Raw genomic sequence first — 25,542 nt, forward strand, 5'->3', positions numbered from 1 at the left:
AGGAACGTGGTGCTTTTTATGATGCCACGATTCCGATATCGTGAGGCCATGCGTGTTGCGTCCGCCACGGCCGGCGGCGCGCGCTTACCCCTTGATGAGGCCCCGCCGCATGCCACCCCGCGTCAATGCATTCCAACAACCCATCGGCCCCGACGTACCCGGCTGGACGCCGCGTCCGCGACCCCCGCTGACACCCGCTACCGGCCGCTACTGTCGGCTGGAACCGCTATCGGTCGAGCGTCACGCGGCGGACCTGTACCGGGCCTTCAGCCAGGCGCCGGACGATAGCGACTGGACCTACATGGGCGTTGGCCCGTTCGCTGATGAAGCCGCGTACCGCGCCTTTGCCGAAGCCGCCCAGGCGGGCAACGACCCGCTGCACCACGCCATCATCGACCTGGAAACCGGCCGGGCCATCGGCACGCTGGCCTTGATGCGCATCGACCCGGCCAATGGCGTCATCGAGGTCGGCTTCGTGTCGTTCTCGCGCCAGCTCAAGCGCACCCGCATCGCCACCGAGGCGCAGTTCCTGCTGATGCGCCGCGCGTTCGACGAGCTGGGTTACCGCCGCTACGAATGGAAATGCGACAGCCTGAACGCCCCGTCGCGCCAGGCCGCCGCGCGGCTGGGGTTCCAGTTTGAGGGCATCTTCCGCCAAGCCACGATCTACAAGGGCCGCAGCCGCGACACCGCGTGGTTCTCGATCATCGATGGCGAATGGCCGGCTCTGCGCGCCGCGTACGAGCGCTGGCTGGATCCCGCGAATTTCGATGAGCAAGGCAGGCAACGCCAGGGGCTGTCCGAACTGACCGCCATGGAAAAAGCCGCGTGCGCCTGATCCCGGTGGCGTTGGCCCTGTTCTGGGGCTTGAACTGGCCGGCGGTGAAGATCATCTTGGCGATCTTCCCGCCGTTTACGCTGCGCGTGCTGGGGCTGGGCAGCGGCGCCATCCTGTTGCTGCTGCTGGCGCGCGCCAAGCGGCTGGCGCTGCTGCCGCCTCGCGATGCGTGGTCCGGCATCGTCGTGGGCGGGGTGCTGGCCGTGGCCGTCTTCAACCTGGCGGTGGCCTGGGCGCAGCTCAGCACCAGTACGTCCCGCGCGGCGGTGCTGACCTTCACCATGCCCATGATGTCGGCGGTGCTGGCGTGGCTGGTCCTCGGCGAACGCCTGGACCGGCGGCGCGGGCTGGCGTTGATGCTGGGCGCGATAGGCGTGGCCGTCCTGGCCTGGCCGGTGCTGCACGCGGTGTTCGCGGAACACGATCTGGCGGCAACCAAGGGCTTGATCTTTCCGCTGGTGGCGGCGTTCGGGTGGGCGGCCGGCACCGTCTATCTGAAGCGCAGGCCCGTGAACGGCCATCGCATCGTCATCACGGCATGGCAACTGGCCGTAGGCGCCGCCTGCGCCCTGACCGGCGTGTTGATCGCGGGCGAATCATTTCCCACCCAAGGATGGAACGGCCGCATCGTCGCGGCGCTGTCGTTTCACATCATCCTGGGCACGGCGGTAGCGTATTGGTTGTGGTTCGTGCTGAGCGAGCGCGTCAGCGCCACGGTTGCCGCGCTGACGACGCTGATGGTGCCCGTGGTCGGCGTGCTGGGCGCAATGGCCCTGGTCGGCGACAGACCCGGCACGGCCGACTGGTGGGGGTTCGCATTCGTGCTGGCGGGCGCGGCGCTGATCGTGTTGAACCTGGGGCGCGGGCGTGGCTGAGCGAGATGGGTTACGTGCGCTGGACAGCAGTTCCCAGATGCATGGCATCTCGCACTCCACCCATCCTACGAACGTGCACCCGTAGGATGGCCCGTAGGATGGGTGAAGCGCGGCAAGACCGGCACAAGAACCCCCCCAAAAAATCGCGCGCAACCCATCACCAACCGTCGCCCGTAGGATGGGTGAAGCGCGGCAAGATCAGCACAAGAACACCCCCCAAAATCGCGCGCAACCCATCACCAACCGTCGCCCGTAGGATGGGTGAAGCGCGGCAAGATCAGCGCAAGAACACCACCCAAAATCGCGCGCAACCCATCACCCCCGCCTTCTACGCACCCACTCCCTGACCATCTCCCCGCCGCTCACCAACGTGATGCCGATCAGCACCAGCACGGCCCCGACCGCAAACCCAGGGTCCAGCGGCTCATCAAGAATAAGAACCCCGAAACTCACGCCAAACAACGGCGTCATGAATGACAGGATCGACAGCCGCGATGCCAGATACCTGCGCAATAGCCAGAACCACGCCAGGTAACTCGACAGCGCCACCACCACGGATTGAAACGCAACGCTCAGGATGGCGGCTTGCGTCGCGTGGATGACGTGCTGGCCGGTGGCCGCCGCATACGCCAGCAAGCCGACCGCCGCCACCGCCATTTGATACAGCAGCGTCTTGGACGGCGCGGCCTCTGACAGCGATGTCGCGCGGATGGCGACCGTGGTGGCGCCCCACAGCAGGCCGGCCGCCAAGCCCATCGCGTCGCCCAGCAACATATTGGGGGCGCCGGCCGCCGCGTGTGGCGCGTCGCCCTTGACCAGGAACGCCACCGCGATGCCACCGAACGCCACCGCCACGCCCAGCCATTGCAGCGGCTGCATCCGTTCCTCGGGCAGCAGCCAATGCAGGCCCAGCGCCGCAAAGATGGGTGCCGTGTACAGGAACACCGACATGTGCGAGGCCGTGGTGAGCAGCAAGCCTTGCGCCACGAACAGGAATTCGCCCGCGAACAGCAGTCCCACGATCAGCCCCGGCAGCGCCGTGCCGTCGCGCACGGCGCGCAAGCCTTCGGCCCGCCATACCACCACCGCCAGCACCAGCGCCGCGAAGGTCGAGCGCAGGCCGATCTGCATGATCGGGGCAATGTCGGCCGCGACCAGCTTGATGGCAATCTGCTGAAACCCCCAGCACACGCACAGCACCAGCATGCCGGTCGTGGCCAGCGCGTCCAGTGGCAGGCGCAGCGGTTTTGAAGCAGGGGCAGAAGCAGACCCAGAAGCAGACCCAGAAGCAGACCCAGAAGCAGACCCAGGCGCAGCCCCGGCAGACCCAGACTGGCTCATGGCAATTCGGCGGGGTAGCTGTCCAGTGCCAGGCCGATCTGTTGGCGCAGGTCCCATTCGGCCAGCGTGGATTGCACCGGGCCGAAGAAAGCGCCATCGCGCGTGACGAACATGGCGGGCAGGTGAAAGACCTCGTAGCGCTCCACCAGGCCGCGGTTGTCGCCGGCATCCACCCAGCAGACGCGCTCCACCGGCAGTTCCAGCGCGGGCAATTGTTCCCGCGCGATGCGGCAGGTGCCGCAGGTGCGGCTATGGAAGACCAGCAGCGTAAGACCAGGGGCATCCAGCAGGAAGCGGTCGGCGGTGCTGTCGTTGAGTTCTATCTGTTCCATGGCGTATCAAATCCGGGGCGATGCGGCGGGGCAAGGCAGCCATTATGGCAGCGCGCCGCCCCGGTGCCGCCGATAACCTCGGGGGCGAGATGGACGGGCGCGGTTCAAGCGCCGCGCAGCACCCGGTCCAGTTCCAATACTGATTGGTACAAGACCCGCGTGCCGTCCAGCAACTGCGCGGGTTCGATCCATTCTTCCGGGCAATGGCTGCGGCCGTTCAGGCATGGGATGAAGATCATGCCGATGGGGCCGGTGGGCGCCATGTAGACGGCATCGTGGCCAGCGCCGCTGGGCAGGCGCATCGACGCGTAGCCCAATTGGTCGGCCGCGGCCTTGACGGCGTCCATCACCAAGGGCGAGCAGTCGGTGGGCTGGGCACGGCTCAATGCCGTGAAGCCCGCCGTCAGGCGCAACGCCTTCAGGTCGCTGGCCACGCCGGCCATCAGCGTTTCCGGGAAGGAGTCCAGCACCGCGTTGCTGTCGCTGCGCATTTCCAGGGTCATTTCCACGCGCCCCGGCACCGCGTTGGCGGCGTTGGGCGTCATCGACAGCCGGCCCACGGTGGCCACCACGTAGTGCGGGTTGCCGTTGGCGGCGCTGGCCTGGCGGCTGGCCGCGTCGATGATGCGGGCGGCGCCCACCAGTGCGTCGCGGCGGATGTCCATGGGCGTGGTGCCGGCGTGGTCGGGCTGGCCTTCCACCACGATCTGCACGCGGCGGATGCCCACGATGTTGGTCACCACGCCAATGGGCAGGCCACGGCTTTCCAGCACGGGGCCTTGTTCGATATGCAGTTCGACAAACGCGGCGGTGCCCCCGGGACCGCGCAGCGGCGCGTTCAGCGCGGCGGGGTCGCCGCCGATACGTGCAATGCCTTGCGCCAGCGATTCGCCGTCGGGGTTGCAGGCGGCCAGCATGTCGGCCGTGAGCTGACCGCTGAGCGCGCGGCTGCCCACGCAGGAAATGCCGTAGTCGCTGGGTTCTTCGGACAGGAAGTCGATGACTTCAAACGGGTGCGCCAGTTCGATGCCGTGCTCTTGCAGCGTGTGCGCGACTTCTATGCCGGCCAGCACGCCGATGATGCCGTCAAAGCGGCCCCCGGCCATGACCGTGTCGCAATGCGAGCCGGTGGCGATGGGTTTGCGCGAGGGGTCGCGGCCGGCGCGGGTGCCGACCAGGTTGCCGCCCGCATCCAGCCGAGTCGCCAGGCCAGCGGCTTCGAATTCGCCGCGCAACCAGGCGCGCGCGTCATCGAACAGCGGTGAAAAAGCGCGGCGCGTCCAGGGGACGTCGGGCAGGGTGAATTGGGACAAGGCTTCAACGCGGGCCCACAGGCGGTCGGCGTTGAGCGGCGGGAATGCGGGGGAGGGGGAAGTCGGATGCGGCATGAAGAAATTCCTGAAGATGCGCCAGGGATTATGTCATGCGTGCAAGTGGCGTCCTGCCCAGGGGTGACGTATTCAGCCCGCTGCGGGCTTTGCGAAGCCGCCTGGCAACCCCGCCTCAGGACCCTCGCCGCCAGGAAGGTTCGCGCTTTTCCAGAAAAGCCGCCACGCCTTCGCGCGCTTCCTCGGTGCTGCGACACGCGGCGATGCGTTCGACGGTGTCGGCGATCAAGGCGGCGTCGATGGGGGCGCCGGCAAAGTCGCGCACCAGCCGCTTGCTGGCCTTGACCGCATCGGGGCCGTTGGCGCAGAGCGTGCGGCACAGGGCGTCGACCGCCTCGCCCAGCCGGTCGGCGGGGACCACGTCATGGAGCAGCCCGAGGCGCAGCGCGGTGGCGGCATCAAATCGTTCGGCGGTCAGGAAGTAGCGATTGGCGGCGCGTTCGCCCATGGCGCGAATCACGTAAGGGCTGATGGTGGCTGGCAGCAACCCCAGGCGGGTTTCCGACAGGCAGAAGTGCGCGCTGTCCGCCGCGATGCCGATGTCACACGCCGACAGCAAGCCCATGCCGCCCGCATAGGTGTCGCCGTTCACGCACGCCACCACTGGCTTTGAGCATGCCCAGATGGCGTGCAGCATGTCCGCCAACCGGGTGGCGTCGGCGCGATTGTCCGCATCCGTGTGCGTGGCCATCTTGCGCATCCAGTTCAGGTCGCCGCCCGCGCAGAACGCCTTGCCGGCGCCGGTCAACAGCAGCACGCGCACGTTCGGGTCTTGCTCGGCCTGCCGCACCGCGCTCGTCAGTGCGGCGATCAGCGCTTCGTCGAACGCGTTGCGCATGTCGGGCCGGTTCAGGGTCAGGCGGGTGATGGCGCCGTCGCGCGCGACGTCCAGCGGGGCGTTTGCAGTCATGCGAGTCTCCTGATTCTTTGAATGCTGCTCAATAAATAGTAGGGATCTAGTCAGAAGATTCTATGGGTAAATCTACCTGAATGGGATATGTTGCTTGTAAATATTGAGTTATCCTCAAAAAAATATCGGAGCAAGCCATGGACCCAAAAGCGAACCAAAACGCGGACCCGAAATCGGACCCCCACCCAGGCGACAACACCGCCACCACGCGGTACGCCTCGGTCTTTCGGCCAGGCCTGTTCGACGGCAAGACCCTGGTGGTGACGGGCGGCGGTAGCGGGCTGGGCCGTTGCACCGCGCACGAACTCGCATCATTGGGCGCGAACCTGGCGCTGGTGGGACGCAAGCCGGAAAAGCTGGAAGCGGCAAGCGCGGAAATCGCTCGCATCTACCCCGAAGCGGCGGGGCGCATCAGCTTGCATGCCTGCGACATCCGCGACGAAGCGGGCGTGCGCGGCGCGGTGGCCGATGTGCTGGCGCGGCATGGCGCGATCGACGGCTTGTTCAATTGCGCGGGCGGGCAGTTTCCCGCGCCGTTGGACCGCATCAGCTTGAATGGCTGGAACGCCGTGGTGCAGAACAATCTGCACGGCACCTTCCTGATGGCGCGCGAGGTCTACACGCAGCACATGCGCCAGCACGGCGGGGCCATCGTGAACATGCTGGCCGACATCTGGGGTGGCATGCCGGGCATGGGGCATTCAGGCGCAGCGCGCGCCGGCGTGTGGAACCTGACTGAAACCGCGGCCTGCGAATGGGCGCATGCGGGCGTGCGGGTGAACGCGGTGGCGCCCGGGTGGATCGCTTCCAGCGGCATGGACAGCTACGACGACGATTACCGCGCGGTGCTGCGCGAACTGAAAACCAAAGTGCCGCTGCAACGCTTCGGCACCGAGGCCGAACTGGCGGCGGCGGTGGTGTTCCTGCTGTCGCCCGCGTCCGCCTTCATCAACGGCACGGTCATCCGGGTAGACGGCGGCGTGCCCAACGCTCGCCATTCCTGGACCTTGCAGCCGGCCGAGCGCGGCGAGGTCTATAACGGCTTTCCTCAGTACGTGCCGCCGTCCTTGTTCTCAGAACCTTCCGATTCTTCCGCGGCCTGAAGCCGATGCAAGGCGTCGCGCACTTCGCCGCGAAAGCGGGCCAGCGCCAGCGCATGCTGGCGCGGGGGCTGCAAGGCCTGCCACAAAAAGCCGACCAGTTGCTCGGCCGTGGCGGCCACGTCCACACGCGCGCCCCGCAGAATGGCGTCCCACAGCACATGCTCCATCGGCCCGTAGACGGTGGAACGCAGCAGCCGCAACGGCATGTCCTGGCGGATGTCGCCGTCGGCCTGCCCCTGGGCCAGAATGCGCATCAGCGGCGCGGTATAGCGGCGCTGCAAACCCGCGCAGATTTCGCCGAAATCGTCGTTGCGCGCGCGCCCCTCAGACAGAATGAACGCACACAGGCCCGGCCCTTCGGCCAGCAGGTGCCGCAGGTGCGTATGCACCAGATAGTGCAATTGCGCACGCGCGCCCTGCACGTGCGGCAGGTTGTCTTCCACCTTGGCGATGATTTCGTCATACCAATCGCTGATCACCCGCACGCACAGTTCACGCTTGCCGCCGAAGTAGGTGAAGATGGTGGCTTCGGACACGCCCAGCCGCTGGGCGATCTCGGTCGTCGTAGCGGCCTGGAACCCGGCTTCGGAAAAGACCTGGCGGGCCATGTGCAGAATGTCGCGTATGCGCTGCTCGGACTTGGCGCTGGCCGGCGGGCGGCGGGTCGGGACGACGGGAGGTTTTTCCATGCGGACGGCAACAGGGCGGTGGGGCGGGGCTTATTATTGAGCCAGGGTCAAGCAAGTTGAGCAAGCCCTGGATGATCCATAACAACATCAGAGACAAAACCATGCTGTCCCGAGCCGAATCCTACAAGCAGCTTGTGTCCCAATTCCAATGGCAGGTGCCGGAATACTTCAACATCGGCGTGGACGCCTGCGACAAATGGGCCGACGGCAGTGGCCGCCTGGCCCTGATCTTCGAAAAAAGCGACGGCGCGCAAACGCGCTATTCGTTCGACGACATCAAGGCGCAATCCAACCGCCTGGCGCATAGCCTGACGCGCCACGGCGTGCAGCTCGGCGACCGCGTGGCCGTGTACCTGCCGCAAGCGCCTGAAACCGCGGTCACGCATATCGCGGTCTACAAGATGGGTGCGGTGGCGGTGCCGCTGTTCACGCTGTTCGGCGTGGACGCCATCCAGTTTCGCCTGGCCAACAGCGGCGCGGTGGCGCTGGTGACTGATACCGAAGGCTGCCGCAAACTGCGCGAGATACGCGCCAGCCTGCCGAACTTGAAGGTCGTGTATTGCATCGATGGCGAAGGCGAGGAGGGCACTGTGCCGTTTCACGCGGCCTTGGCCCAAGAGCCTGATGACTACACGCCGGTGAAGACATCCGCCGACGACCCGGCCGTGATCATCTACACGTCAGGCACCACGGGCAAGCCCAAGGGCGCGCTGCACGCGCACCGCGTCCTGCTTGGCCACTTGCCGGGCGTGGAAATGTCGCACGAGTTCTTTCCCGAGAACGCCGCGCTGATGTGGACGCCGGCCGACTGGGCCTGGATCGGCGGCCTGCTGGACGTGTTGCTGCCGGCCTGGCACCACGGCGTGCCGGTGCTGGCCCGCCGCTTTGAAAAATTCGACGGCACGTCCGCGCTGGAATTGATGGCGCGCCACGGCGTCACCCACACCTTCCTGCCGCCCACCGCGCTGAAGATGATGCGCGGCGCGGCCTATCCGGACGGCGCCGGCCCGCTGGCGCTGCGCTCGGTGGCCAGCGGCGGCGAATCGCTGGGCGCCGAGCTCATCGACTGGGGCCGCCGCGTGCTGGGCGTGACCATCAACGAGTTCTACGGCCAGACCGAATGCAACATGCTGGTGTCGTCGTGCTCGTCACTGTTCGACCCGGAAATCGGTTCGATCGGCCGCTCGGCGCCGGGCCATCGCGTGGTTATTGTGGATGACCTTGGCGTTGAAGTGGCCGATGGACAGGAGGGCAACATCGGCGTATTGCGGCCCGATCCCGTCATGTTCCTGGGCTACTGGAACAACCCCGACGCCACCGCCGAGAAATTCGTGGGCGACACCCTGCTGACCGGCGACCTGGGCGTGCGCGATGCGCGCGGCTTCATCCGCTTTGTGGGCCGCAACGACGACGTCATCACCAGCGCCGGCTACCGCATCGGCCCCGCGCCCATCGAAGACTGCCTGATCGGCCACCCCGCCGTGCGCATGGCCGCGGTGGTGGGCGTGCCCGACGAACAACGCACCGAAATCGTCATGGCGTATGTGGTGCTGAACGAGGGTTTCGACGGCGACGACGCCTTGGTCAAGGCCTTGCAGGCCCATGTGCGCACCCGCCTGGCCGCGCACGAATACCCGCGCGCCATCCGCTTTGTAACCAGTTTGCCCACGACCGCCACCGGCAAGATCATCCGTCGAGAGTTACGCGACGGCAGCTACCGTTGAGCTCGTCTCAACCCGTGACAATCTCGTCCATGTGGATGGGTTGACGGGTTGCCCGGCGCTGCAAGTATGATGGCGCAAATTACATACGGCCCCATGCAATCGGGGCCGTATCACCATTTGTCTAAAGCATGGAGATAGCCCCAATGAATAAGCCATTGGATGGGGGTTTGGCTGCGTTGAACGTGCCTGCCTACGTCAAGCATCGCGGCCTGATCGACTGGGTCGCCAGTTTTGTTGCGCTGGCCAAGCCCGATCACGTCGTATGGTGCGACGGCTCGCAAGAAGAATACGACCGCCTGTGCGAACAAATGGTCCAGGCCGGCACGATGCGCAGGCTCAACCCCGCCAAGCGGCCCAATTCCTTCCTGGCCTGCTCGGACCCGTCCGACGTGGCGCGCGTGGAAGACCGTACGTTCATCTGTTCCGACCGCCCCGAAGACGCCGGCCCCACCAACAACTGGGCCGATCCGGCCGAGATGCGCGACACGCTCAATGGCTTGTTCGACGGCGCCATGCGCGGCCGCACGCTGTATGTGGTGCCGTTTTCGATGGGCCCGCTGGGTTCGGACATCGCCCACATCGGCGTCGAACTGTCCGACAGCCCCTACGTGGCCGTGAACATGCGCATCATGACGCGCATGGGCAAGCAGGTGTATGACGTGCTGGGCACCGATGGCGACTTCGTCCCCTGCGTGCATTCCGTGGGCAAGCCGCTGGCGGCGGGCGAGGCCGACGTGGCCTGGCCGTGCAACCCCACCAAGTACATCGTGCACTTCCCCAAGAGCCGCGAAATCTGGAGCTTCGGTTCGGGCTACGGCGGCAACGCGCTGCTGGGCAAGAAGTGCTTTGCCTTGCGGATTGCCTCCACCATGGGGCGCGACCAGGGCTGGCTGGCCGAACACATGCTGATCCTGGGTGTAACGTCGCCCAAGGGCCGCAAGTACCACGTGGCCGCGGCGTTCCCGTCGGCCTGCGGCAAGACCAACTTCGCCATGCTGATCCCGCCGCAGGGCATGGACGGCTGGAAGGTCACCACCATCGGCGACGACATCGCCTGGATCAAGCCCGGCCCCGACGGCCGCCTGCACGCCATCAACCCGGAAGCTGGCTACTTCGGCGTGGCCCCGGGCACTAGCGAACAAACCAACTTCAACGCCATGGCCACCTTGAAGGCCAACGTCATCTTCACCAACGTGGCGCTGACCGATGACGGCGACGTCTGGTGGGAAGGCATGACCGACACGCCGCCCGCGCACCTGATCGACTGGCAGGGCCAGGACTGGACGCCCGCCATCGCCCGCGAAACGGGCCGCAAGGCGGCGCACCCGAATGCGCGCTTCACCGCGCCGGCCGCGCAATGCCCGTCGATCGACCCCGAATGGGAAAACCCCAAGGGCGTGGTCATTGACGCCTTCATCTTCGGCGGCCGCCGCTCCACCACCGTGCCGTTGGTGACCGAAGCGCGCAACTGGGTCGAAGGCGTGTACATGGCCGCCACCATGGGGTCGGAAACCACCGCCGCCGCCGTGGGGCAGCAGGGCGTGGTGCGCCGCGACCCGTTCGCCATGCTGCCGTTCTGCGGCTACAACATGAGCGACTACTTCAACCACTGGCTCAAGCTGGGCAAGCAACTGGAAGCCACCGGCGCCACCTTGCCGCGCATCTACTGCGTGAACTGGTTCCGCAAGGGTCCCGACGGCAAGTTCGTCTGGCCGGGCTTTGGTGAAAACATGCGCGTGCTGCGCTGGATGCTGGGCCGCATCGACGGCGAATCCAAGGGCGTGGACCAGGTGTTCGGCGTATCGCCCAGCTACCAGGACATCGACTGGACCGGCCTGGAGTTCACGCCGGACAAATTCGAACAGGTCATGTCGGTGGACGCGGCCGCCTGGCGCGATGAACTGGCGCTGCACCACGAACTGTTTGGCCAATTGTCCCAAGGCTTGCCCGAAGACCTGCCGGCCACCAAGACCAAGATTGAAGGGCGTCTGGCTGCCTGACGCTGACTTGGTCTGATAAGCCCGCGTGCTCTGTAGGCGCGCGGGCTTTTCTATTTCATGATGGCTCTTTTCATTCGCTTGTTTGAGGAGTTGTCGTGGTATCGAAATGGAATCTGGGCGAACCTCGCTACGAACCCGGCCGGGCGGCGTTTCGCGAACCCGGCCCGGACGGCGACCTGCAAATGGCCGTTATCCGCGACATGGAGACCTTCCTGCTGGAACTGGACATGGGGTTCGCCTTCATTGGCCGGCAGGTGCGTAGCCCTGCCGACGCCGATGACGCTTGCCTGGACCTGCTGTTCTACCACCGCAAGCTACGCCGGCTGGTGGCGCTTGATTTGAAGGTCGATGAGTTCAGGGAGGCCCACAAGGGCCAGATGGAACGCCACCTGCATTGGTTGGACACGTTCGAACGCGAACCCGATGAAGCCGCGCCGCTGGGCATCATTGTTTGCGCGGGCATGCAGAGCGAGAAAATCGAATTGCTGGAACTGGACAAGTCCGGCATACACGTGGCGCAATATCTGGCCGACCTGCCGCCACGCGCAGTGATGGCGCAGCGGCTGCAACAGGCGGCCCGGCGGGCGCGTTCGCGGATCGAGCAACGCGCCATGCGTGATCCAGGCACAATAACCCCATGACACTAGATCCCGAAGACCTGGCCAAGATCACCGCGTTGACCTTGGCGAACTACGAAGAAAACGCGGTGGACTTCGAGGCTGGCACGCGCGGCCACGACGTCAGCCAGAACATCGCCGCCTTGCTGCGGCACATCCGGGGCGAACCTCCTTTTGATGTGCTGGACTTGGGTTGCGGCCCCGGGCGCGACCTGAAGACGTTTGCCGCGTTGGGCCATCGGCCGGTGGGGCTGGACGGCACGCCCAGCTTTGTCGAAATGGCGCGCGCCGCCTCCGGCTGCGAGGTCTGGCAGCAGGATTTTTTGCAGTTGTCCTTGCCTCCGGCGCGCTTTGATGGCGTCTTCGCCAATGCGGTGCTGTTCCACGTGCCAAGCCAGGAATTGCCGCGCGTGCTGCGCGAACTGTGGGCCACGCTGCGCCCGGGCGGCGTGCTGTTCTGCTCCAACCCGCGAGGTGGCAACCAGGAAGGCTGGAACCGCGGGCGCTATGGCGCGTACCACGATCTGGACGGCTGGCGCTCGCTGATGACCGAGGCCGGCTTCGACGAGCTTGAACACTATTACCGGCCTGACGGCCTGCCACGCGAACAACAGCCGTGGTTGGCCAGTGTGTGGCGGCGCCCCGGCTAAAGGCGCAAAGCGCCGCCCCAGCCCGTCAGTGCATCTGCCCGTAGCGGCCGGCGTTGAAGTCCTGGATGGCTTCGATGATCTCGGCTTGCGTGTTCATCACGAACGGGCCGTAGCCCACCACGGGCTCGCTGATCGGCTCGCCGCTCAGCACCAGGAATACCGCGTCGTTGTTGGCTTCGACGGTGATGTCTTCGCCGTCCTGCGAGAACAGCGCCAGTTGCGCATCGCGCGCCACGGATTCGCCATTGATCAGCACCGTGCCGCGCAGCATGACCAGCATGCTGTTGCGGCCGGCTTCGATCGGAAAGCTTGCCGCCTTGCCCGCGTTCAAGCGCACGTCCCACACGTCCATCGGCGTGAAGGTGCGCGCCGGGCCGGCCACGCCCGCGAAGTTGCCCGCGATCACGCGGACGCTGCCTGCGCCGTCGGGCAGGGCGGCCGTGGGGATGTCGGCATTCAGAATGCCCTGATAGCCCGCCGCCGCGGCCTTGTCCTTGGCCGGCAGGTTGACCCATAGCTGCACCATTTCCAGTTCACCACCCGAGCGGGTGAACGCGGGCGAGTGGAATTCTTCGTGCAGGATGCCCGACGCCGCCGTCATCCATTGCACGTCGCCGGGGCCGATGACGCCGCCGTTGCCGGTGGAGTCGCGGTGTTCGACCTCGCCGCTGTAGACGATGGTGACGGTTTCAAAACCGCGATGGGGATGCTGGCCCACGCCGCGCGGACGCTCGGCTGGCTCGAACATGGCCGGGCCCGCGTAGTCCAGCAGCAGAAAGGGGCTGACATTCTGGATCTTGTCGTTGTCGTGATACGAGAACATCGAGCGCACCGGGAACCCGTCGCCCACCCAGTGGGGGCGCGGAGCGGCATGCAGGCCGAGGATCTTCTTCATGGCATCTATTCCTATTGCGCGGCCCCTTCGGGGCCGTTCGTCATGAGGGTAAAGATAGGGGCGTGCCCACGTTTCAGTAGTGCTGGTTTTTGATAAGGACTGTTCCATGAATCGGACGATTGCCAGCCCTTGCTAAAGACGCATTCGGGCCACTTCGATACCACTTCAATTCCGCTTGGGTACCGCTCCGATATCGCATCGATAACGTTCCGATACCGCTTTGATACCGCTTTCAGTCCGTCTTTGAAGCCTTGATCTTGAGCATTGAGGCCGAGATTTTTAAGAATAATCCGATTTTTTGAGCCCGGCTCCTGTCTGACGTATCCTGCCGCCATGGAACATCGCGTCACCCTTGCGCCGACAGAGCGCACCGATCAGGTCTGGGGCTTTGCCCCGGTCGCCGCGCCCGATGCGCGGGTGCTGGTGCTGGGCTCCATGCCCGGCGTGGCGTCGCTCAAGCAAGCCCGCTACTACGCCCATCCGCGCAACGCCTTCTGGCCCATCGCCGCGCAGGTGCTGGGTTTTGACGCGGGCCTGGACTATGCGCAGCGGCTGCAAGCCCTGCAAGCCGCGGGCGTTGCGCTATGGGACGTGCTGCACGCTTGCGAACGGCCCGGCAGCCTGGACGCCGACATCCGCCGCGACACGCTGGTGCCCAACGATTTCGCGTCCTTCCTGGACCGCCATCCGGCCATCACGCGCATCTGCTTCAACGGCGGCAAGGCAGCCGCGCTGTATCGCCGGCATGTCCTGCCCACGTTGGACCGGTCGGTGGACTACGTGGATCTGCCGTCCACCAGCCCCGCCCACGCTGCCGCGTCGTTCGACATGAAGCTCGCGGCCTGGCGCCGCGCTTTGACGGTGTAGGCGCGCGCGGCAAGGCCGCAACCCGAGCGCCCAGCCCGCAGCCCCAAACCCTGCGCCCAGCCCAGCCCAGCCCAGCCCAGCCCAGCCCGCCCATCTCGGCGGGCTTTTTGCCGTCTGTCATCTTTTCTCCGTCCCCGATTTGATTCAGATCAACTGTCTATATAACCAAAAGTGATAAGTTAATAGCAACAAAAAGCTACCCGTCCGGAGTCGTCCGCAATGCCTGCCTCACCCGTCCCCCCCGACCCTGCCGTACGCGGCAAACGCGGTTTTCTCAAAGGGCTGCTTGGCCTGAGCGCCGCCGCCACCATCATCCCCATCCATGCTGAAGCCACCGGCCTGAACGGCCAGCCGCCGCGCCGCCCCGGCATGGCCGGCAAGCGCTATGGCATGGTGGTCGACCTGCGCAAGTGCATCGGCTGCCAAGCCTGTACGGTCAGTTGTTCCCTGGAAAACCTGCCGCCCATCGGGCAATTCCGCACCACCGTCCTGCAATACGAAGTCACCCCCGACGCCGGGGGGCCAAGCGCCATGGTCATGCTGCCGCGCCTGTGCAACCACTGCGACAACCCGCCCTGTGTGCCGGTCTGCCCGGTGCAGGCCACGTTTCAGCGTGAAGACGGCATCGTGCTGGTCGACAACGAACGCTGCGTGGGCTGCGCCTACTGCGTGCAAGCCTGTCCCTACGACGCCCGCTTCATCAACCACGACACGCAGACGGCCGACAAATGCACGTTCTGCGAACACCGCCTGGAAGCCGGCCTGCTGCCGGCCTGTGTGGAAAGCTGCGTGGGCGGCGCGCGCGTCATCGGCGACATGAACGACCCCGACAGCGCCATCTCGACGCTGCTGGCGGAACACAAGGCCGACATCAAGGTGCTCAAGCCCGACATGAAGACCGACCCCCACGTCTACTACATCGGCCTGCCCGACGCCTTTGTCCATCAGGTCGATGGCCAGGCGGGCGTGCGTCTGGCTGGCGGACATTGAGCCATTGAAGGGGACTTTCATGCAGATCTCGGAATTGCTCACGCCGGTCTACGACGCCGCCTGGCTGCCGTGGGCCGTGCAGTATTTCTTTCTTATCGGCATCGCGGCCACCACGGCGCTGACCGCCGTCTTCGCCGCCTTTGGCGAGGCCGGCTCGCCGATGCGCCGCCTGTTGCCGGCCGCGGCCACCGTGCTGCTGGTCAGCGCCATCGCGGCGCCCGTGTCGTTATTGGCCGACCTGCACCAGCCCGGCCGATTCTGGCATTTCTACGCGCACATCACGCCGTGGTCGTGGATGTGGCTGGGCGCTTTGCTGCTGCCCGTGTTCGTGGGCCTGTCGGTGCTGTTCTTCGCCGCGTGGTGGTGGGGCCGCATCGTCTGGCTACGCGTGCTGGGCGTGGGGCTGGCGCTGTCCGCCGTGTCCATCCTGGTCTACACCGGCGCGGAAGTCATGGTGTTGCGCTCGCGGCCGCTGTGGCACACGGCGTTCCTGCCCGTGAACTTTGCCTTGACGGCCTGGCTGGGCGCGCTGGGCGCCATGTTCCTGGTGGGCCGTTGGCTGCCGGGCGGCATGAAGGCCTTGCCGGTGGCGTGCTTGCGGGGGCTGAGCCTGACCGCCGTGATTCTGATGGCGGTGGGGGCGGGCGCCTGGGCGGCGCTGGGACTGTTGGGCGCCGACCCGTCGTTTGACGCGGCCTTGCGGCTGTGCGCGGAATTTCCCATCTGGCGCCTGAGCCTGGCGGGCGCCGTCTTCACGGGCTTTTGCATGATCGCGCTGTTGCAGCGGCCCGCGCACGCGCTGGCCGCGCCGCTGCCCTCGGCCATGTTGGCGCTGACGATGCTGGGCGCCGCCTGGATCTTTCGCTGGGTGGTCTTCATGAGCGTGCAGGGCGTGCCCAAATATGGCGCCGGCCTGTACCTGTACGACATGCCCTGGGGCAGCGATGGGCTGCTGGGCATGGTGGGGGTGCTGGGCTTGTGCGTGGCCCTGATCACCGCGGTGACCTGGGCCCTGGAAGCCTACCCGGCGCGTGCACGCGGCATGGCGGCCTGACAGCAATGGAACACAAAGCAATGAACAAGCAACACGAAGACGACAAGCTGGGCCAGACCACAACCCCGGACACGCCCCAGGACGCGGCGCGGCGCAAGCTGATGGTGCGGGGCGGCATGGTCGCCGGTGGCATGGCCGCCTTTGCGGCCGGCTATGGCGAAACCGTCACGCGCGCCGTCAAGGGCCTGGCCCACGGCACGGCCGGCGTGCCCACGGCGCATGCCGTGCGCGGCAATTCGCTGACGCCGGAGTTCCGTATCGACCCGTTGACGGGCGTACTGAGCCCACAGCCAGGCCAGACGGTCAGCCCGTCCAGTTGCCTGGGCTGTTGGACCCAATGCGGCGTGCGGCTGCGCGTGGACACGGCGGAAAACCGCATCCTGCGCGTGGCGGGCAACCCCTATCATCCGCTGGCCACCACGCGGCCAGCCGCCATGGAAACCCCCGTGCGCGAGGTCTACGCGCAACTGGGCGGCGACAACGGCCTGGAAGGGCGCGCCACGTCATGCGCGCGCGGCTCGGCCATGCTGGAACAACTGCAAAGCCCGTACCGGGTGCTGCAACCGCTCAAGCGCGTAGGCGCGCGCGGGGCAGGCCAGTGGCAGAGCATCTCGTTTGAACAACTGGTGCAGGAAGTGTGCGAAGGCGGCGACTTGTTCGGCGAAGGCCACGTCGATGGCCTGCGCGCCATCTTCGACCGCGACACGCTGCTGGACCCCGCCAACCCCGAGTACGGCGCGCGCGTGAACCAGTTCCTGTTCACCGACGCCTCCAACGAAGGCCGCACGCCGCTGATCCAGCGCTTTGCCGCGCAGTCCTTCGGCACGGTCAACTTCAGCAACCACGGCTCGTATTGCGGCCAGAGCTTTCGCGTGGGGGCGGGCGCCGCGCTGGGCGATTTGAAGGGCATGCCGCATGGCAAGCCTGATTGGGACAACGCCCGCTTTGGCCTATTCATCGGCGCCGCGCCCGCGCAGGCCGGCAACCCGTTCCAGCGCCAGGCCCGGCAGTTGGCCGAAGCGCGCGTGCGTCCGGAAGAAAACAGCTTCACCTACGTGGTCGTGTCGCCCGTGCTGCCCGCGTCCTCGAGCCTGTCGGCCGGGTCGGGCAACGAATGGCTGCCGGTGAACCCGGCAAGCGATCTGGCCTTGGTCATGGGCTTGATCCGCTGGATTCTGGACCACGAGCGCTTTGACGCCAAGGCCTTGGCGCAGCCCGGCCCGCAGGCCATGCAGGCGGCGGGCGAAGCCGCGTGGACCAACGCCACGCACCTGGTCGTGGCCGAACCCGGCCACCCGCGCCTGGGCAGTTTCCTGCGCGGCGCGGACCTGGGCTGGCCGCGCCCGTCGGACGCCGACGACAAATGGCAGGACGTGTATGTCGTGCGCCTGGAAGACGGCACGCTTGCGCCGCACACCGGCGCGTCGCCCGCGACCTTGTTCGTGGACGAACGCATCGCGGCGCCCGGCATGGCGGATGCGCCGCAAGCCTTGCGCGTCTGTTCGTCGCTGGCGCTGCTGCGCGAGGAATCGCATCGTAAAACCTTGGACGAATACGCCGACCTGTGCGGCGTGCCCGCCGACAAGATCGCCCAGCTTGCCCAGCGCTTCACCAGCCACGGCAAGCGCGCCGTGGCCGACGCCCACGGCGGCACGATGAGCGGCGCGGGCTTCTACACCGCCTACGCCATCGCCATGTTGAACACCTTGGTGGGCAACCTGAACGTGGACGGCGGCCTGGTGCTGGACGCCGGCCCGTTCCCGCCCTACGGCCCCGGCCCGCGCTACAACATCGCCGGCTTTGCCAACCGCGCCACGCCCAAGGGTGTTGCGTTGTCGCGCAACCGTTACCCCTACGAGAAGTCCAGCGAATTCAAGCGCAAGCAGGCGGCGGGGCAGCCTGCGTATCCGGCCGCGGCGCCCTGGTATCCGGCCACGGGCGGGCTCAGTTCGGAAATGCTGGCGTCCGCGCTGGCGGGGTATCCGTATCGCGCCAAGGTGTGGTTCAACCACATGAGCAACCCGGTCTACGGCATCGCGGGCTTCAAGTCGGTGCTGGCCGACAAGATGAAGGACCCGCGCATCCTGCCGCTATCGGTGTCGATCAACCCCTTCATCAACGAGACCAACGCGCTGGCCGACTACATCGTGCCCGACACCGTCACCTACGAAAGCTGGGGCGTGTCGGCGCCGTGGGCCGACGTGGTGGCCAAGGCGTCCACGGTGCGCTGGCCCGCCGTCCGGCCGCGCGTGGCGCGCACGGCGACGGATGAACCGGCGTGCCTGGAAACGTTCTTGATTGCCTGCGCCAAGCGCCTGGGCATGCCGGGCTTTGGCGCCAACGCCATCACCGACAAGGACGGCGGCAAGCACGCGCTGGACACGCCCGAAGACTTCTTCCTGCGCGGCATGGCCAACATCGCCTTTGCGGCCGGCCGCCCCGTGCCCGAAGCCAGCGACGAAGACATGGCGCTGACCGGCGTGGACCGCTATCGCGCCTTGCTCGAACACAAGCTGAAGCCGGGCGAGTGGCGGCAAGTAGCCATGCTGATGAGCCGTGGCGGGCGCTTCGACAAGATGGACGACGCCTGGGTGCAAAGCGAAGCCCGCCAAACCCGTCAGACCCGCGCCGCCTACGCCAAGCCCTTGCACGTCTGGAGCGAAGATCTGGCGGCGTTCCGCCATGCCATGACGGGAGAACGCTACAGCGGCTGTCCGACCTGGTATCCGCCACGCCTGGCGGATGGCCGCGATGTGCGCGCCGAGTATCCCGCTGCGGACTGGCCCTTCCTGCTGAGTTCGTTCAAGTCGAACCTGATGAGCTCGATGTCCATCGGCGTGAGCCGGCTGCGCCAGGTCCATCCGCACAACCCGGTGTCGATCAACCGGCAGGACGGCGAACGGCTGGGCATCCGCAACGGCGATGCCGTGCGCATCGTCACGCCGGGCGGCGCGGTGACGGGGCTGGCCTTGCTGCGCGATGGCATCCAGCCGGGCGCGGTTGGCATCGAGCATGGCTACGGCCACACCGAGCTGGGCGCGCGCGCGCACGTGGTGGACGGCAAGCCCATGCCGCATGACGCCACGCTGGCGGCGGGCGTCAACCTGAACGACCTGGGCTTTGGCGACGCCACGCGCGGCGAACACGCCAACGTCTGGATCGACTGGGTGTCCGGCGCGGCGGTGCGCCAGGGCCTGCCGGCGCGGATCGAGCGGGTCTAGCGGGTCTGGCGGGCTTAACGCGCTTGGCGGCCTTAGCGGACCGAGCGAACCGAGCCAACCGAGGGCGGCTACCGGGGGAGCGCTTCAGCGCACCACGGTGTCGGCCACCAGCTCCAGATCGCGTGCGCGGATGTCCACATCGGACAGCACGCCCGACAAATCGCCCGGCTGGGCGGCGGCCTTGCCCGAACGGCTGATGCGGATTTCGACCTGCACGCGGCTGGCCCCAGACAGCTTGGCCTGCGGCGACATGGCGTTGCTGTCATCCAGCACGAAGGCGCGCGGCAAGTCCGACACGCGCCATTGCGTGATGGCCAGCGGCATGCGCGAGCCCGCGACGGGGCGCGCCAGGATGAAGACGGTATCGCCGGGCTGAACCTGATCGCGCAGCGCGTCAGCGATGCTCGCGGTGCCCGAAATGCGGGCGGGAGATGGGCCCGTGGGGGGCGGGGCGTCTTTGGAGGAGACGCCATCGGCGGCGCCGTTCGTGTTGCTGATCGAAGCGCCCATGCCACTACCCGGCTTCGCGTCCGGCGCGCCAGCCGACATGGCACGCGCCTGCGCGATGTTCGACTGGATCTGCCGCGCGGCCTCGGAGTCTGCTGGAAGCAGCGTTTGCAGGCGTTCCCAATGCACCAGCGCCTCGGCCGCGTCGCCACGGCGCAGCGCCATCATGCCGGCCAGCGCCAGGGCCTTGGGTTGGTCCGGGTCCGCCACCAGCGCCTGTGCCACCGCCGCGATGGCGTCGGTGTCCGGCTTGCCTTGATTGGCCGAGAGCAGGGCATCGGCCAGGTCCGCCAACACGACGGGCTGCCCCGGCACCAGCCGCAGCACTTGCCGATACGCCGCTACCGCATCCGTATAGCGCCCCAATGTTTCGTAGGAACGCGCCAGCGTATACCAGCCGTCGGCATCGTCGGGGCTGGCGCGCAGCCGTTGCGCCAAGGCATTGATGGCCACGGCCATGTCGGCGCCATCGCTAGCCGGGCCTGCGGCGTCGGTTGCCGCGCCATTATCCGCGCCATTGCTTGCGCCATTTCCCACGCCGTTACCCGCGATGTTGGCATGCGCGGGCGCCGTGCGTGTGTGCGTCATGTCGGCCACGGCGCGCGGGTTGCCCAGCTTGCCGTACAGCAGCACGGCAGCCACGGGGATCAGCACGGTCAAGAGGCAGGCGGCGGCCAGGCCGGCGCGCTGGCCGCCGACCAGCCCCACGCGGGGTTGGCGCGCCGCCAGGTCTTGCAGCAGTTCACGCTGCAATTCTTCTTCCGCGCGCAACGCGGCCTCGGGGCTCACGCTGCCGGCGCGCAGGTCGCGTTGCAACTGCTCGCGCTGCGCCCGATAGAAGGCGCGCAGGTTCTCGTCGGCAGCGGGCGCGACGGGTAGCGCGCGACGCAGCAGCGGAGGAATCAGGCACAGCAGGGTGGCCAGCAACAACAGCACGACGACAATCCAAAGCGAGGTCATGGGTCGGTGTCCAGAAAGCGGGTGGCGCGGGCGCGCTCGTCGGCCGTCAATGGCGCGCGGGCCACGGCGCGCCGCTTGAGCGTGCGTACCAGCACCCAGAAGCCCAAGGCCAGCAAGGTGAACGGACCCAGCCACAGCAGCCAGGTAATCGGTTTGAAGGGCGGGTCATAGCGCACGAAGTCGCCGTAGCGGTCTTCGAAAAAGCGCATGATCTGCGTGTCGCTGCGGCCCTCGGCCAATTGCGCGTGAATCAGCTTGCGCATGTCTTGGGCAAGCGGCGCGTTGGAATCGGCCAGGGTCTGGTTCTGGCAGACCAGGCAGCGCAGGCCGTGCGCCAGCTTGTCGGCGCGTTGCTGGTCGGTGGGCGACAGGGCGGGCAGGGCGGGCGCGGTGGGTGCGGCGAGTGCGGGCGAGGGCGAGGCGGCCTGCGCGATCGCCGGGCTCAAGGCCAGCAGGATCGCGACCATCAGCATCGGCATCAACGCCTGCCGCAGCGTCAACGGAATCCACCGCCCGCTCATTTCAGCGCCTCGATGATAGGCAGGATCCGCGTGCGGAAAATCTCGGGTGTGATCAGGCCCAGATGCTTGTGGCGGATGCGGCCGGCGCCGTCGATGACGAAGGTCTCCGGCACGCCGTAAACGCCATATTCGATGCCGACGCGGCCGTCCGTGTCGCTGGCCGAGGCCACGTACGGGTTGCCATTGCGCGCCAGCCAGGCGACGGCGTCTTCGGGGTTGTCCTTGTAGTTCAAACCGTACAGCGGGATGGCGTGACGCTGGGCGGCGTCGCGCAGCACCGGCAACTCTTCCCGGCATGGCGCGCACCACGATGCCCATACGTTCAGCAACCACACCTGCCCACGCAGCGCTTGCACGTCCAGTTGTTCGCCGGGCGATTGCAGCACCGGCAGGTTGATGGGCGGGGCCGGCTTGTCGATCATGGCGGACGGCACGGCGCGCGGGTCGCGCGACAGGCCCATCGCCAGGAACACGGCCATTGCCATGAAGACGGCCAGCGGCAGCACGTAGCGCATCAATAGCCCTCCCGCGCCTGGCGCTGCGCCGTGGCCAGGCCTGGTTGGGCCTGACGCGCAGCGGCTTCCTGCTGGCGGCGGTAGCGCTTGTCGCCCGCGGCCAGCAGGCCGCCCAACGCCATCAGCACGCACCCCGCCCAGATCCACATCATGAAAGGCTTGACCTGAATGCGCACGGTCCAGGCCACCTTGCCGCCGGGTTCGCCCACCGGTTCGCCCAGCGCCACGAAGAGGTCGCGCGTGGGGCCGCTGTCGATGTCGGCCTGGCTCAAGGCCATGTCCTGCACGATGTACAGGCGCTTTTCGGGATACAGCGTCACCACCGGCTTGCCGTTGCGCGTGACCTTGAACTCGGCGCGCTGGGCGCTGTAGTTGGGGCCGATGGCGGGCGCGATGCCGGCAAACGTGAACTGGTAGCCGCCCGCTTCCTGGGTGGCGCCCAGGTCCAGGCGGACTTCATGTTTGACTTCATAGCCGTTGGCCAAGGTGACGCCCGCGATGAAGACGCCGATGCCGGCGTGCGCCAGCAGCATGCCGTACCAGGAGCGTGGCTGCCGTCCCAGGCGGCGCAGCCATTGGCCGTCGGCGCCGTCGGTCAGTCGTTGCCATGCATGCGCGCCGGCGGCGGCCACCGACCAGGCGGCCAGCCACAACCCCAGCATGACCAACGGCGAGCCCAGGCGCGCCGGCCCCGGCATGGCCAGCGGCAGCAACACGGCGGTCAACACGCTGACAACGAAGGCGGCGCGCAGCTTGCGCGCCAGGTCGGGCACTTCGGCTTGCTTCCAGCGCGCCACCGGCCCCACGCCCATCAGGAAGATCGCGGGCGTCATCAGCGGTACGAACACCGCTTCAAAGTATGGCGGGCCGATGGAGATCTTGCCCCAGTCCAACACGTCGAGAACCACGGGGTACAGGGTGCCCAACAGCACTGAGCCCGCCGCCACCGTCAGCACGACATTGTTGGACAGCAACAGGGATTCGCGCGACAGCAACGAGAAGCCGCCGCCCAAGCCCACCGAGGGCGCGCGCCAGGCGTACAGCACCAACGAGCCGCCGACGATCACGGTCATGAACGCCAGGATGTACAGGCCCCGACCGGGGTCGACCGCAAAAGCGTGCACCGAGGTCAGCACGCCAGAGCGGACCAGGAACGTGCCCAGGATGCTGAGCGAAAACGTGCAGATGGCCAGCAGCACCGTCCAACTGCGGAACGCGCCCCGGCGCTCGGTGACGATCAGCGAATGGATCAGCGCGGTGCCCGCCAGCCAGGGCATGAACGAGGCGTTCTCCACCGGGTCCCAGAACCACCAGCCGCCCCAGCCCAATACGTAATAGGCCCATGCGCTGCCCAGCAAGATGCCCACGGTCAGAAATGTCCACGCGGCCAAGGTCCACGGACGCACCCAGCGCGCCCACAGCGCGTCCAGCTCGCCCGACAGCAGCGCCGCGATCGCAAAGGCGAAGGCCACGGAAAAGCCCACGTAGCCCATGTACAGCATCGGCGGATGCACGATCATGCCGGGGTCCTGCAGCAGCGGGTTCAGGTCGCGGCCGGCCATGGCGGGCGGCATCAGCCGTTCGAAGGGGTTGGACAGGAACAGCAGAAACAGCAACAAGCCCACGCTGATCCAGCCCATGACCGCCAGCACGCGCCCGGTGAAAGCCAAAGGCAGGCGGCGGCTGAAGACGGCGACGGCCAAGGTCCAGGCAGTCAGCAGGTACAGCCACAGCAGCAAGGACCCTTCATGTCCGCCCCACACGGCGGCAAAGCGGTAGGCGGCGGGCAGGTCGGCGTGCGAGTTGCCCGCCACGTACAACACAGAAAAGTCCTTGTCGACGAACGACCAGGCCAGGCAGCCAAACGCCAGCGTCGTCAGACAGAACTGGCCCACTGCGGCGGGCCGCGCCACGCGCAGGCCCGCTTGCCAGCCGGTAGCGGCGCCGATCAGCGGCAACGTGGCCTGCGTCAACGCCACCAGCAACGCCAGGATCAGGCTGAACAGGCCTATCTCGGGAATCATTGGGCCTCCGGACGCAACGCATTGGTCGCTTTGTTGCTGGCCGTGCCGGTTGGGGCAGCGGGGTTGCCAGTCGCCGCACGCGCGCCACCGGATGCGCCAGCCGCGCGCTTGAGCGCGTCGGCGGCTTCGGGCGGCATGTAGTTTTCATCGTGCTTGGCCAGCACCTGCGTGGCGCGGAATACGCCGTCCGCGTCCAGCTTGCCCGCCGCCACCACGCCCTTGCCTTCACGGAACAGGTCCGGCAACAGGCCCTGGTAGGCGACCTGCACGGTGTGCGCGGTATCGGTCACGATGAAGCGCAAGGTCACGCCGTCCGGCTCGCGGCGCACCGAGCCCTGTTCGACCAATCCGCCCACGCGGAAGCTGCCGCTGGTTGGGGCCTCTTTCGCGGCGATCTGGCTGGGGCTGAAGAAGAACACCAGGTTCGATTGCAGCGCGTTCAGCACCAGCGCCGTGGCCAGGGCCAGCAGCGCCAGCCCGCCCGCGATAGCCCAGGCGCGACGCTTGCGCGGGCTCATGGGCGCCCCGATTCCGCGCGCGGGTCGGACGATATGCGCGTAGCGCGTGAGCCGGATCGCCTGCGCCCGCGGCGCCACAGCAAAAAGACTTCCAGGCCCATCAGCGCCACCGTCACCCCATAGGCGCCCAGGATGTACGGGCCATGGCCTTGCAGCGAAAACAACGCGTCCCAACTCATGGCGCCTCCTGGCGGCCAGGCTGGCCCGCGTGGCCATTGCTACCTTTGTCGCCCGAACACACGGCGCCCGAATGCACGGCGCCCGAACGCACGGGGCCCGAATGCACGGCGCCTGGTTCGCGTTGTGCGATCAACCCGCGCACGCGCGCCAGCGCCACCGCCGCGCTGTACAGCCAGAACGCCGCCACCATCAGCAGCATGGCCGTCAGCATGATGCGCGCCATGCTGGGCGCGGTGGTCAGGTTGATGGATGCGCCCTGATGCAGCGTGCTCCACCATCGCACCGAAAAATAGATGATGGGCACGTTGACCACGCCGGCCAACAGCAGGATGGCGCCGCTGCGGTCGGCCCGGCGGGTGTCGTCGGTGGCCGCTTGCAGGGCGATGAACCCCAGGTATAGAAACAGCAGGATCAGTTCGGACGTCAGCCGCGCGTCCCAGACCCACCAGGCGCCCCAGGTTGGCTTGCCCCACAGCGCGCCGGTCCACAAGGTCAGGAAGGTGAAGAGCGCGCCGGTGGGCGCCAGGGCGCGCATCATCATGAACGACAGGCGCGTGTTGTAGATCAGGCCCAGCGCGGCATACGCGGCCATTACCAGGTACAGGAACATCGACATCCACGCCGCCGCCACGTGGATGAACAGGATGCGATAGACCTCGCCCTGCTGGCTGTCCGGGGGCGCGACGACCAGGCCCACGTACAAGCCGGCAGCGGCAAAAAGGGCGGCGGCCAGCGCCAGCCAGGGAATCAGCCGGCCCGCCAGCGGGTAGAACACGGCGGGCGAGGCATAGCGCATCCAGACAGCTTGCTTGTGCATGGGCCC

At 67.1% G+C, this 25,542-nt stretch carries 24 protein-coding genes; 11 read left to right on the plus strand and 13 right to left on the minus strand.

Annotation, left to right across the window (positions count from 1 at the left end):
• Positions 1–109 precede the first annotated feature (109 nt).
• Both P8T11_RS01425 and P8T11_RS01430 read left to right on the plus strand, forming a co-directional pair.
• A complete protein-coding gene (locus tag P8T11_RS01425; RefSeq protein ID WP_268078665.1) occupies positions 110–838 on the plus strand; it encodes a GNAT family N-acetyltransferase in 729 nt (242 codons plus the stop codon).
• On the plus strand, positions 829–1,713 hold the full coding sequence (locus P8T11_RS01430; protein ID WP_268078664.1) for a DMT family transporter: 885 nt from the start codon (positions 829–831) through the stop codon (positions 1,711–1,713). The genes P8T11_RS01425 and P8T11_RS01430 overlap by 10 nt, the downstream gene beginning before the upstream one ends.
• A gap of 315 nt (positions 1,714–2,028) precedes the next feature.
• Here P8T11_RS01430 and P8T11_RS01435 read toward each other — a convergent pair whose 3' ends face one another.
• The 4 genes from P8T11_RS01435 to P8T11_RS01450 form a co-directional block, all read right to left on the minus strand.
• Positions 2,029–2,919 (minus strand): DMT family transporter, encoded by an 891-nt coding sequence (locus P8T11_RS01435; protein WP_268078663.1) that lies wholly within the window; start codon positions 2,917–2,919, stop codon positions 2,029–2,031.
• A gap of 131 nt (positions 2,920–3,050) precedes the next feature.
• On the minus strand, positions 3,051–3,386 hold the full coding sequence (locus P8T11_RS01440) for a thioredoxin family protein (RefSeq protein WP_006226863.1): 336 nt from the start codon (positions 3,384–3,386) through the stop codon (positions 3,051–3,053).
• A gap of 104 nt (positions 3,387–3,490) precedes the next feature.
• Positions 3,491–4,774 (minus strand): Zn-dependent hydrolase, encoded by a 1,284-nt coding sequence (locus tag P8T11_RS01445; RefSeq protein WP_268078662.1) that lies wholly within the window; start codon positions 4,772–4,774, stop codon positions 3,491–3,493.
• A 115-nt stretch (positions 4,775–4,889) separates the two neighbouring features.
• Entirely contained in the window at positions 4,890–5,684 is a 795-nt protein-coding gene (locus P8T11_RS01450) for an enoyl-CoA hydratase/isomerase family protein (protein WP_268078661.1), read from the minus strand.
• A 137-nt stretch (positions 5,685–5,821) separates the two neighbouring features.
• Between P8T11_RS01450 and P8T11_RS01455 the strand changes: the two genes are divergently transcribed.
• A complete protein-coding gene (locus P8T11_RS01455; protein WP_268078660.1) occupies positions 5,822–6,787 on the plus strand; it encodes an SDR family oxidoreductase in 966 nt (321 codons plus the stop codon).
• On the opposite strand, the gene P8T11_RS01460 is transcribed toward P8T11_RS01455, so the two are convergent.
• The gene (locus P8T11_RS01460) at positions 6,733–7,476 is read right to left on the minus strand and encodes a TetR/AcrR family transcriptional regulator (protein WP_268078659.1); all 744 of its coding nucleotides are present in this window, start codon (positions 7,474–7,476) and stop codon (positions 6,733–6,735) included. The genes P8T11_RS01455 and P8T11_RS01460 overlap by 55 nt on opposite strands.
• Before the next feature lie 101 nt (positions 7,477–7,577).
• Between P8T11_RS01460 and P8T11_RS01465 the strand changes: the two genes are divergently transcribed.
• The 4 genes from P8T11_RS01465 (at position 7,578) to P8T11_RS01480 (ending at position 12,467) form a co-directional block, all read left to right on the plus strand.
• Complete coding sequence (locus P8T11_RS01465) at positions 7,578–9,200, plus strand: acyl-CoA synthetase (RefSeq protein WP_268078658.1); 1,623 nt, start codon at positions 7,578–7,580, stop codon at positions 9,198–9,200.
• Between the two features lie 143 nt (positions 9,201–9,343).
• Positions 9,344–11,200, plus strand: coding sequence for a phosphoenolpyruvate carboxykinase (GTP) (locus tag P8T11_RS01470; RefSeq protein ID WP_268078657.1), 1,857 nt, complete (start codon positions 9,344–9,346; stop codon positions 11,198–11,200).
• A gap of 95 nt (positions 11,201–11,295) precedes the next feature.
• Positions 11,296–11,841 (plus strand): PDDEXK nuclease domain-containing protein, encoded by a 546-nt coding sequence (locus P8T11_RS01475; protein ID WP_431521705.1) that lies wholly within the window; start codon positions 11,296–11,298, stop codon positions 11,839–11,841.
• On the plus strand, positions 11,838–12,467 hold the full coding sequence (locus tag P8T11_RS01480; RefSeq protein WP_268078656.1) for a class I SAM-dependent methyltransferase: 630 nt from the start codon (positions 11,838–11,840) through the stop codon (positions 12,465–12,467). Before P8T11_RS01475 ends, P8T11_RS01480 begins: the two co-directional genes overlap by 4 nt.
• Positions 12,468–12,492: 25 nt before the next feature.
• On the opposite strand, the gene P8T11_RS01485 is transcribed toward P8T11_RS01480, so the two are convergent.
• Positions 12,493–13,362 (minus strand): pirin family protein, encoded by an 870-nt coding sequence (locus P8T11_RS01485; protein ID WP_268078655.1) that lies wholly within the window; start codon positions 13,360–13,362, stop codon positions 12,493–12,495.
• A gap of 333 nt (positions 13,363–13,695) precedes the next feature.
• Between P8T11_RS01485 and P8T11_RS01490 the strand changes: the two genes are divergently transcribed.
• The 4 genes from P8T11_RS01490 to P8T11_RS01505 all read left to right on the plus strand — a co-directional run bounded on the left by P8T11_RS01490 (position 13,696) and on the right by P8T11_RS01505 (position 19,494).
• Positions 13,696–14,229 (plus strand): DNA-deoxyinosine glycosylase, encoded by a 534-nt coding sequence (locus tag P8T11_RS01490; RefSeq protein WP_268078654.1) that lies wholly within the window; start codon positions 13,696–13,698, stop codon positions 14,227–14,229.
• A 219-nt stretch (positions 14,230–14,448) separates the two neighbouring features.
• Positions 14,449–15,219 carry a sulfate reduction electron transfer complex DsrMKJOP subunit DsrO gene (gene dsrO, locus P8T11_RS01495; protein ID WP_268078653.1) on the plus strand — a complete coding sequence of 257 codons (771 nt, stop codon included), beginning with the start codon at positions 14,449–14,451 and terminating at the stop codon, positions 15,217–15,219.
• 19 nt (positions 15,220–15,238) lie between these two features.
• Positions 15,239–16,273 (plus strand): NrfD/PsrC family molybdoenzyme membrane anchor subunit, encoded by a 1,035-nt coding sequence (nrfD, locus tag P8T11_RS01500; RefSeq protein WP_268078652.1) that lies wholly within the window; start codon positions 15,239–15,241, stop codon positions 16,271–16,273.
• A gap of 20 nt (positions 16,274–16,293) precedes the next feature.
• Entirely contained in the window at positions 16,294–19,494 is a 3,201-nt protein-coding gene (locus P8T11_RS01505; RefSeq protein ID WP_268078651.1) for a tetrathionate reductase subunit A, read from the plus strand.
• Positions 19,495–19,578: 84 nt separating this feature from the next.
• Here P8T11_RS01505 and ccmI read toward each other — a convergent pair whose 3' ends face one another.
• From ccmI to P8T11_RS01540, 7 genes are read right to left on the minus strand one after another with little or no spacing between them, the layout of a single operon-like run.
• Positions 19,579–20,961 carry a c-type cytochrome biogenesis protein CcmI gene (gene ccmI / locus P8T11_RS01510; RefSeq protein ID WP_268078650.1) on the minus strand — a complete coding sequence of 461 codons (1,383 nt, stop codon included), beginning with the start codon at positions 20,959–20,961 and terminating at the stop codon, positions 19,579–19,581.
• Positions 20,958–21,482: a cytochrome c-type biogenesis protein gene (locus P8T11_RS01515; protein ID WP_268078649.1), complete on the minus strand. Its 525-nt coding sequence runs from the start codon at positions 21,480–21,482 to the stop codon at positions 20,958–20,960. Before P8T11_RS01515 ends, ccmI begins: the two co-directional genes overlap by 4 nt.
• Positions 21,479–22,000: a DsbE family thiol:disulfide interchange protein gene (locus tag P8T11_RS01520; protein ID WP_259249008.1), complete on the minus strand. Its 522-nt coding sequence runs from the start codon at positions 21,998–22,000 to the stop codon at positions 21,479–21,481. Before P8T11_RS01520 ends, P8T11_RS01515 begins: the two co-directional genes overlap by 4 nt.
• Entirely contained in the window at positions 21,997–24,021 is a 2,025-nt protein-coding gene (locus P8T11_RS01525) for a heme lyase CcmF/NrfE family subunit (protein ID WP_268078648.1), read from the minus strand. Before P8T11_RS01525 ends, P8T11_RS01520 begins: the two co-directional genes overlap by 4 nt.
• Entirely contained in the window at positions 24,018–24,539 is a 522-nt protein-coding gene (gene ccmE / locus P8T11_RS01530; RefSeq protein ID WP_268078647.1) for a cytochrome c maturation protein CcmE, read from the minus strand. The genes P8T11_RS01525 and ccmE overlap by 4 nt, the downstream gene beginning before the upstream one ends.
• A complete protein-coding gene (gene ccmD, locus P8T11_RS01535; protein WP_259249002.1) occupies positions 24,536–24,718 on the minus strand; it encodes a heme exporter protein CcmD in 183 nt (60 codons plus the stop codon). Before ccmD ends, ccmE begins: the two co-directional genes overlap by 4 nt.
• On the minus strand, positions 24,715–25,536 hold the full coding sequence (locus P8T11_RS01540; protein WP_268078646.1) for a heme ABC transporter permease: 822 nt from the start codon (positions 25,534–25,536) through the stop codon (positions 24,715–24,717). The genes ccmD and P8T11_RS01540 overlap by 4 nt, the downstream gene beginning before the upstream one ends.
• Positions 25,537–25,542 lie beyond the last annotated feature (6 nt).

The organism is Achromobacter spanius, assembly GCF_029637605.1.
GTDB classification, from domain to species: domain Bacteria; phylum Pseudomonadota; class Gammaproteobacteria; order Burkholderiales; family Burkholderiaceae_B; genus Achromobacter; species Achromobacter spanius_E.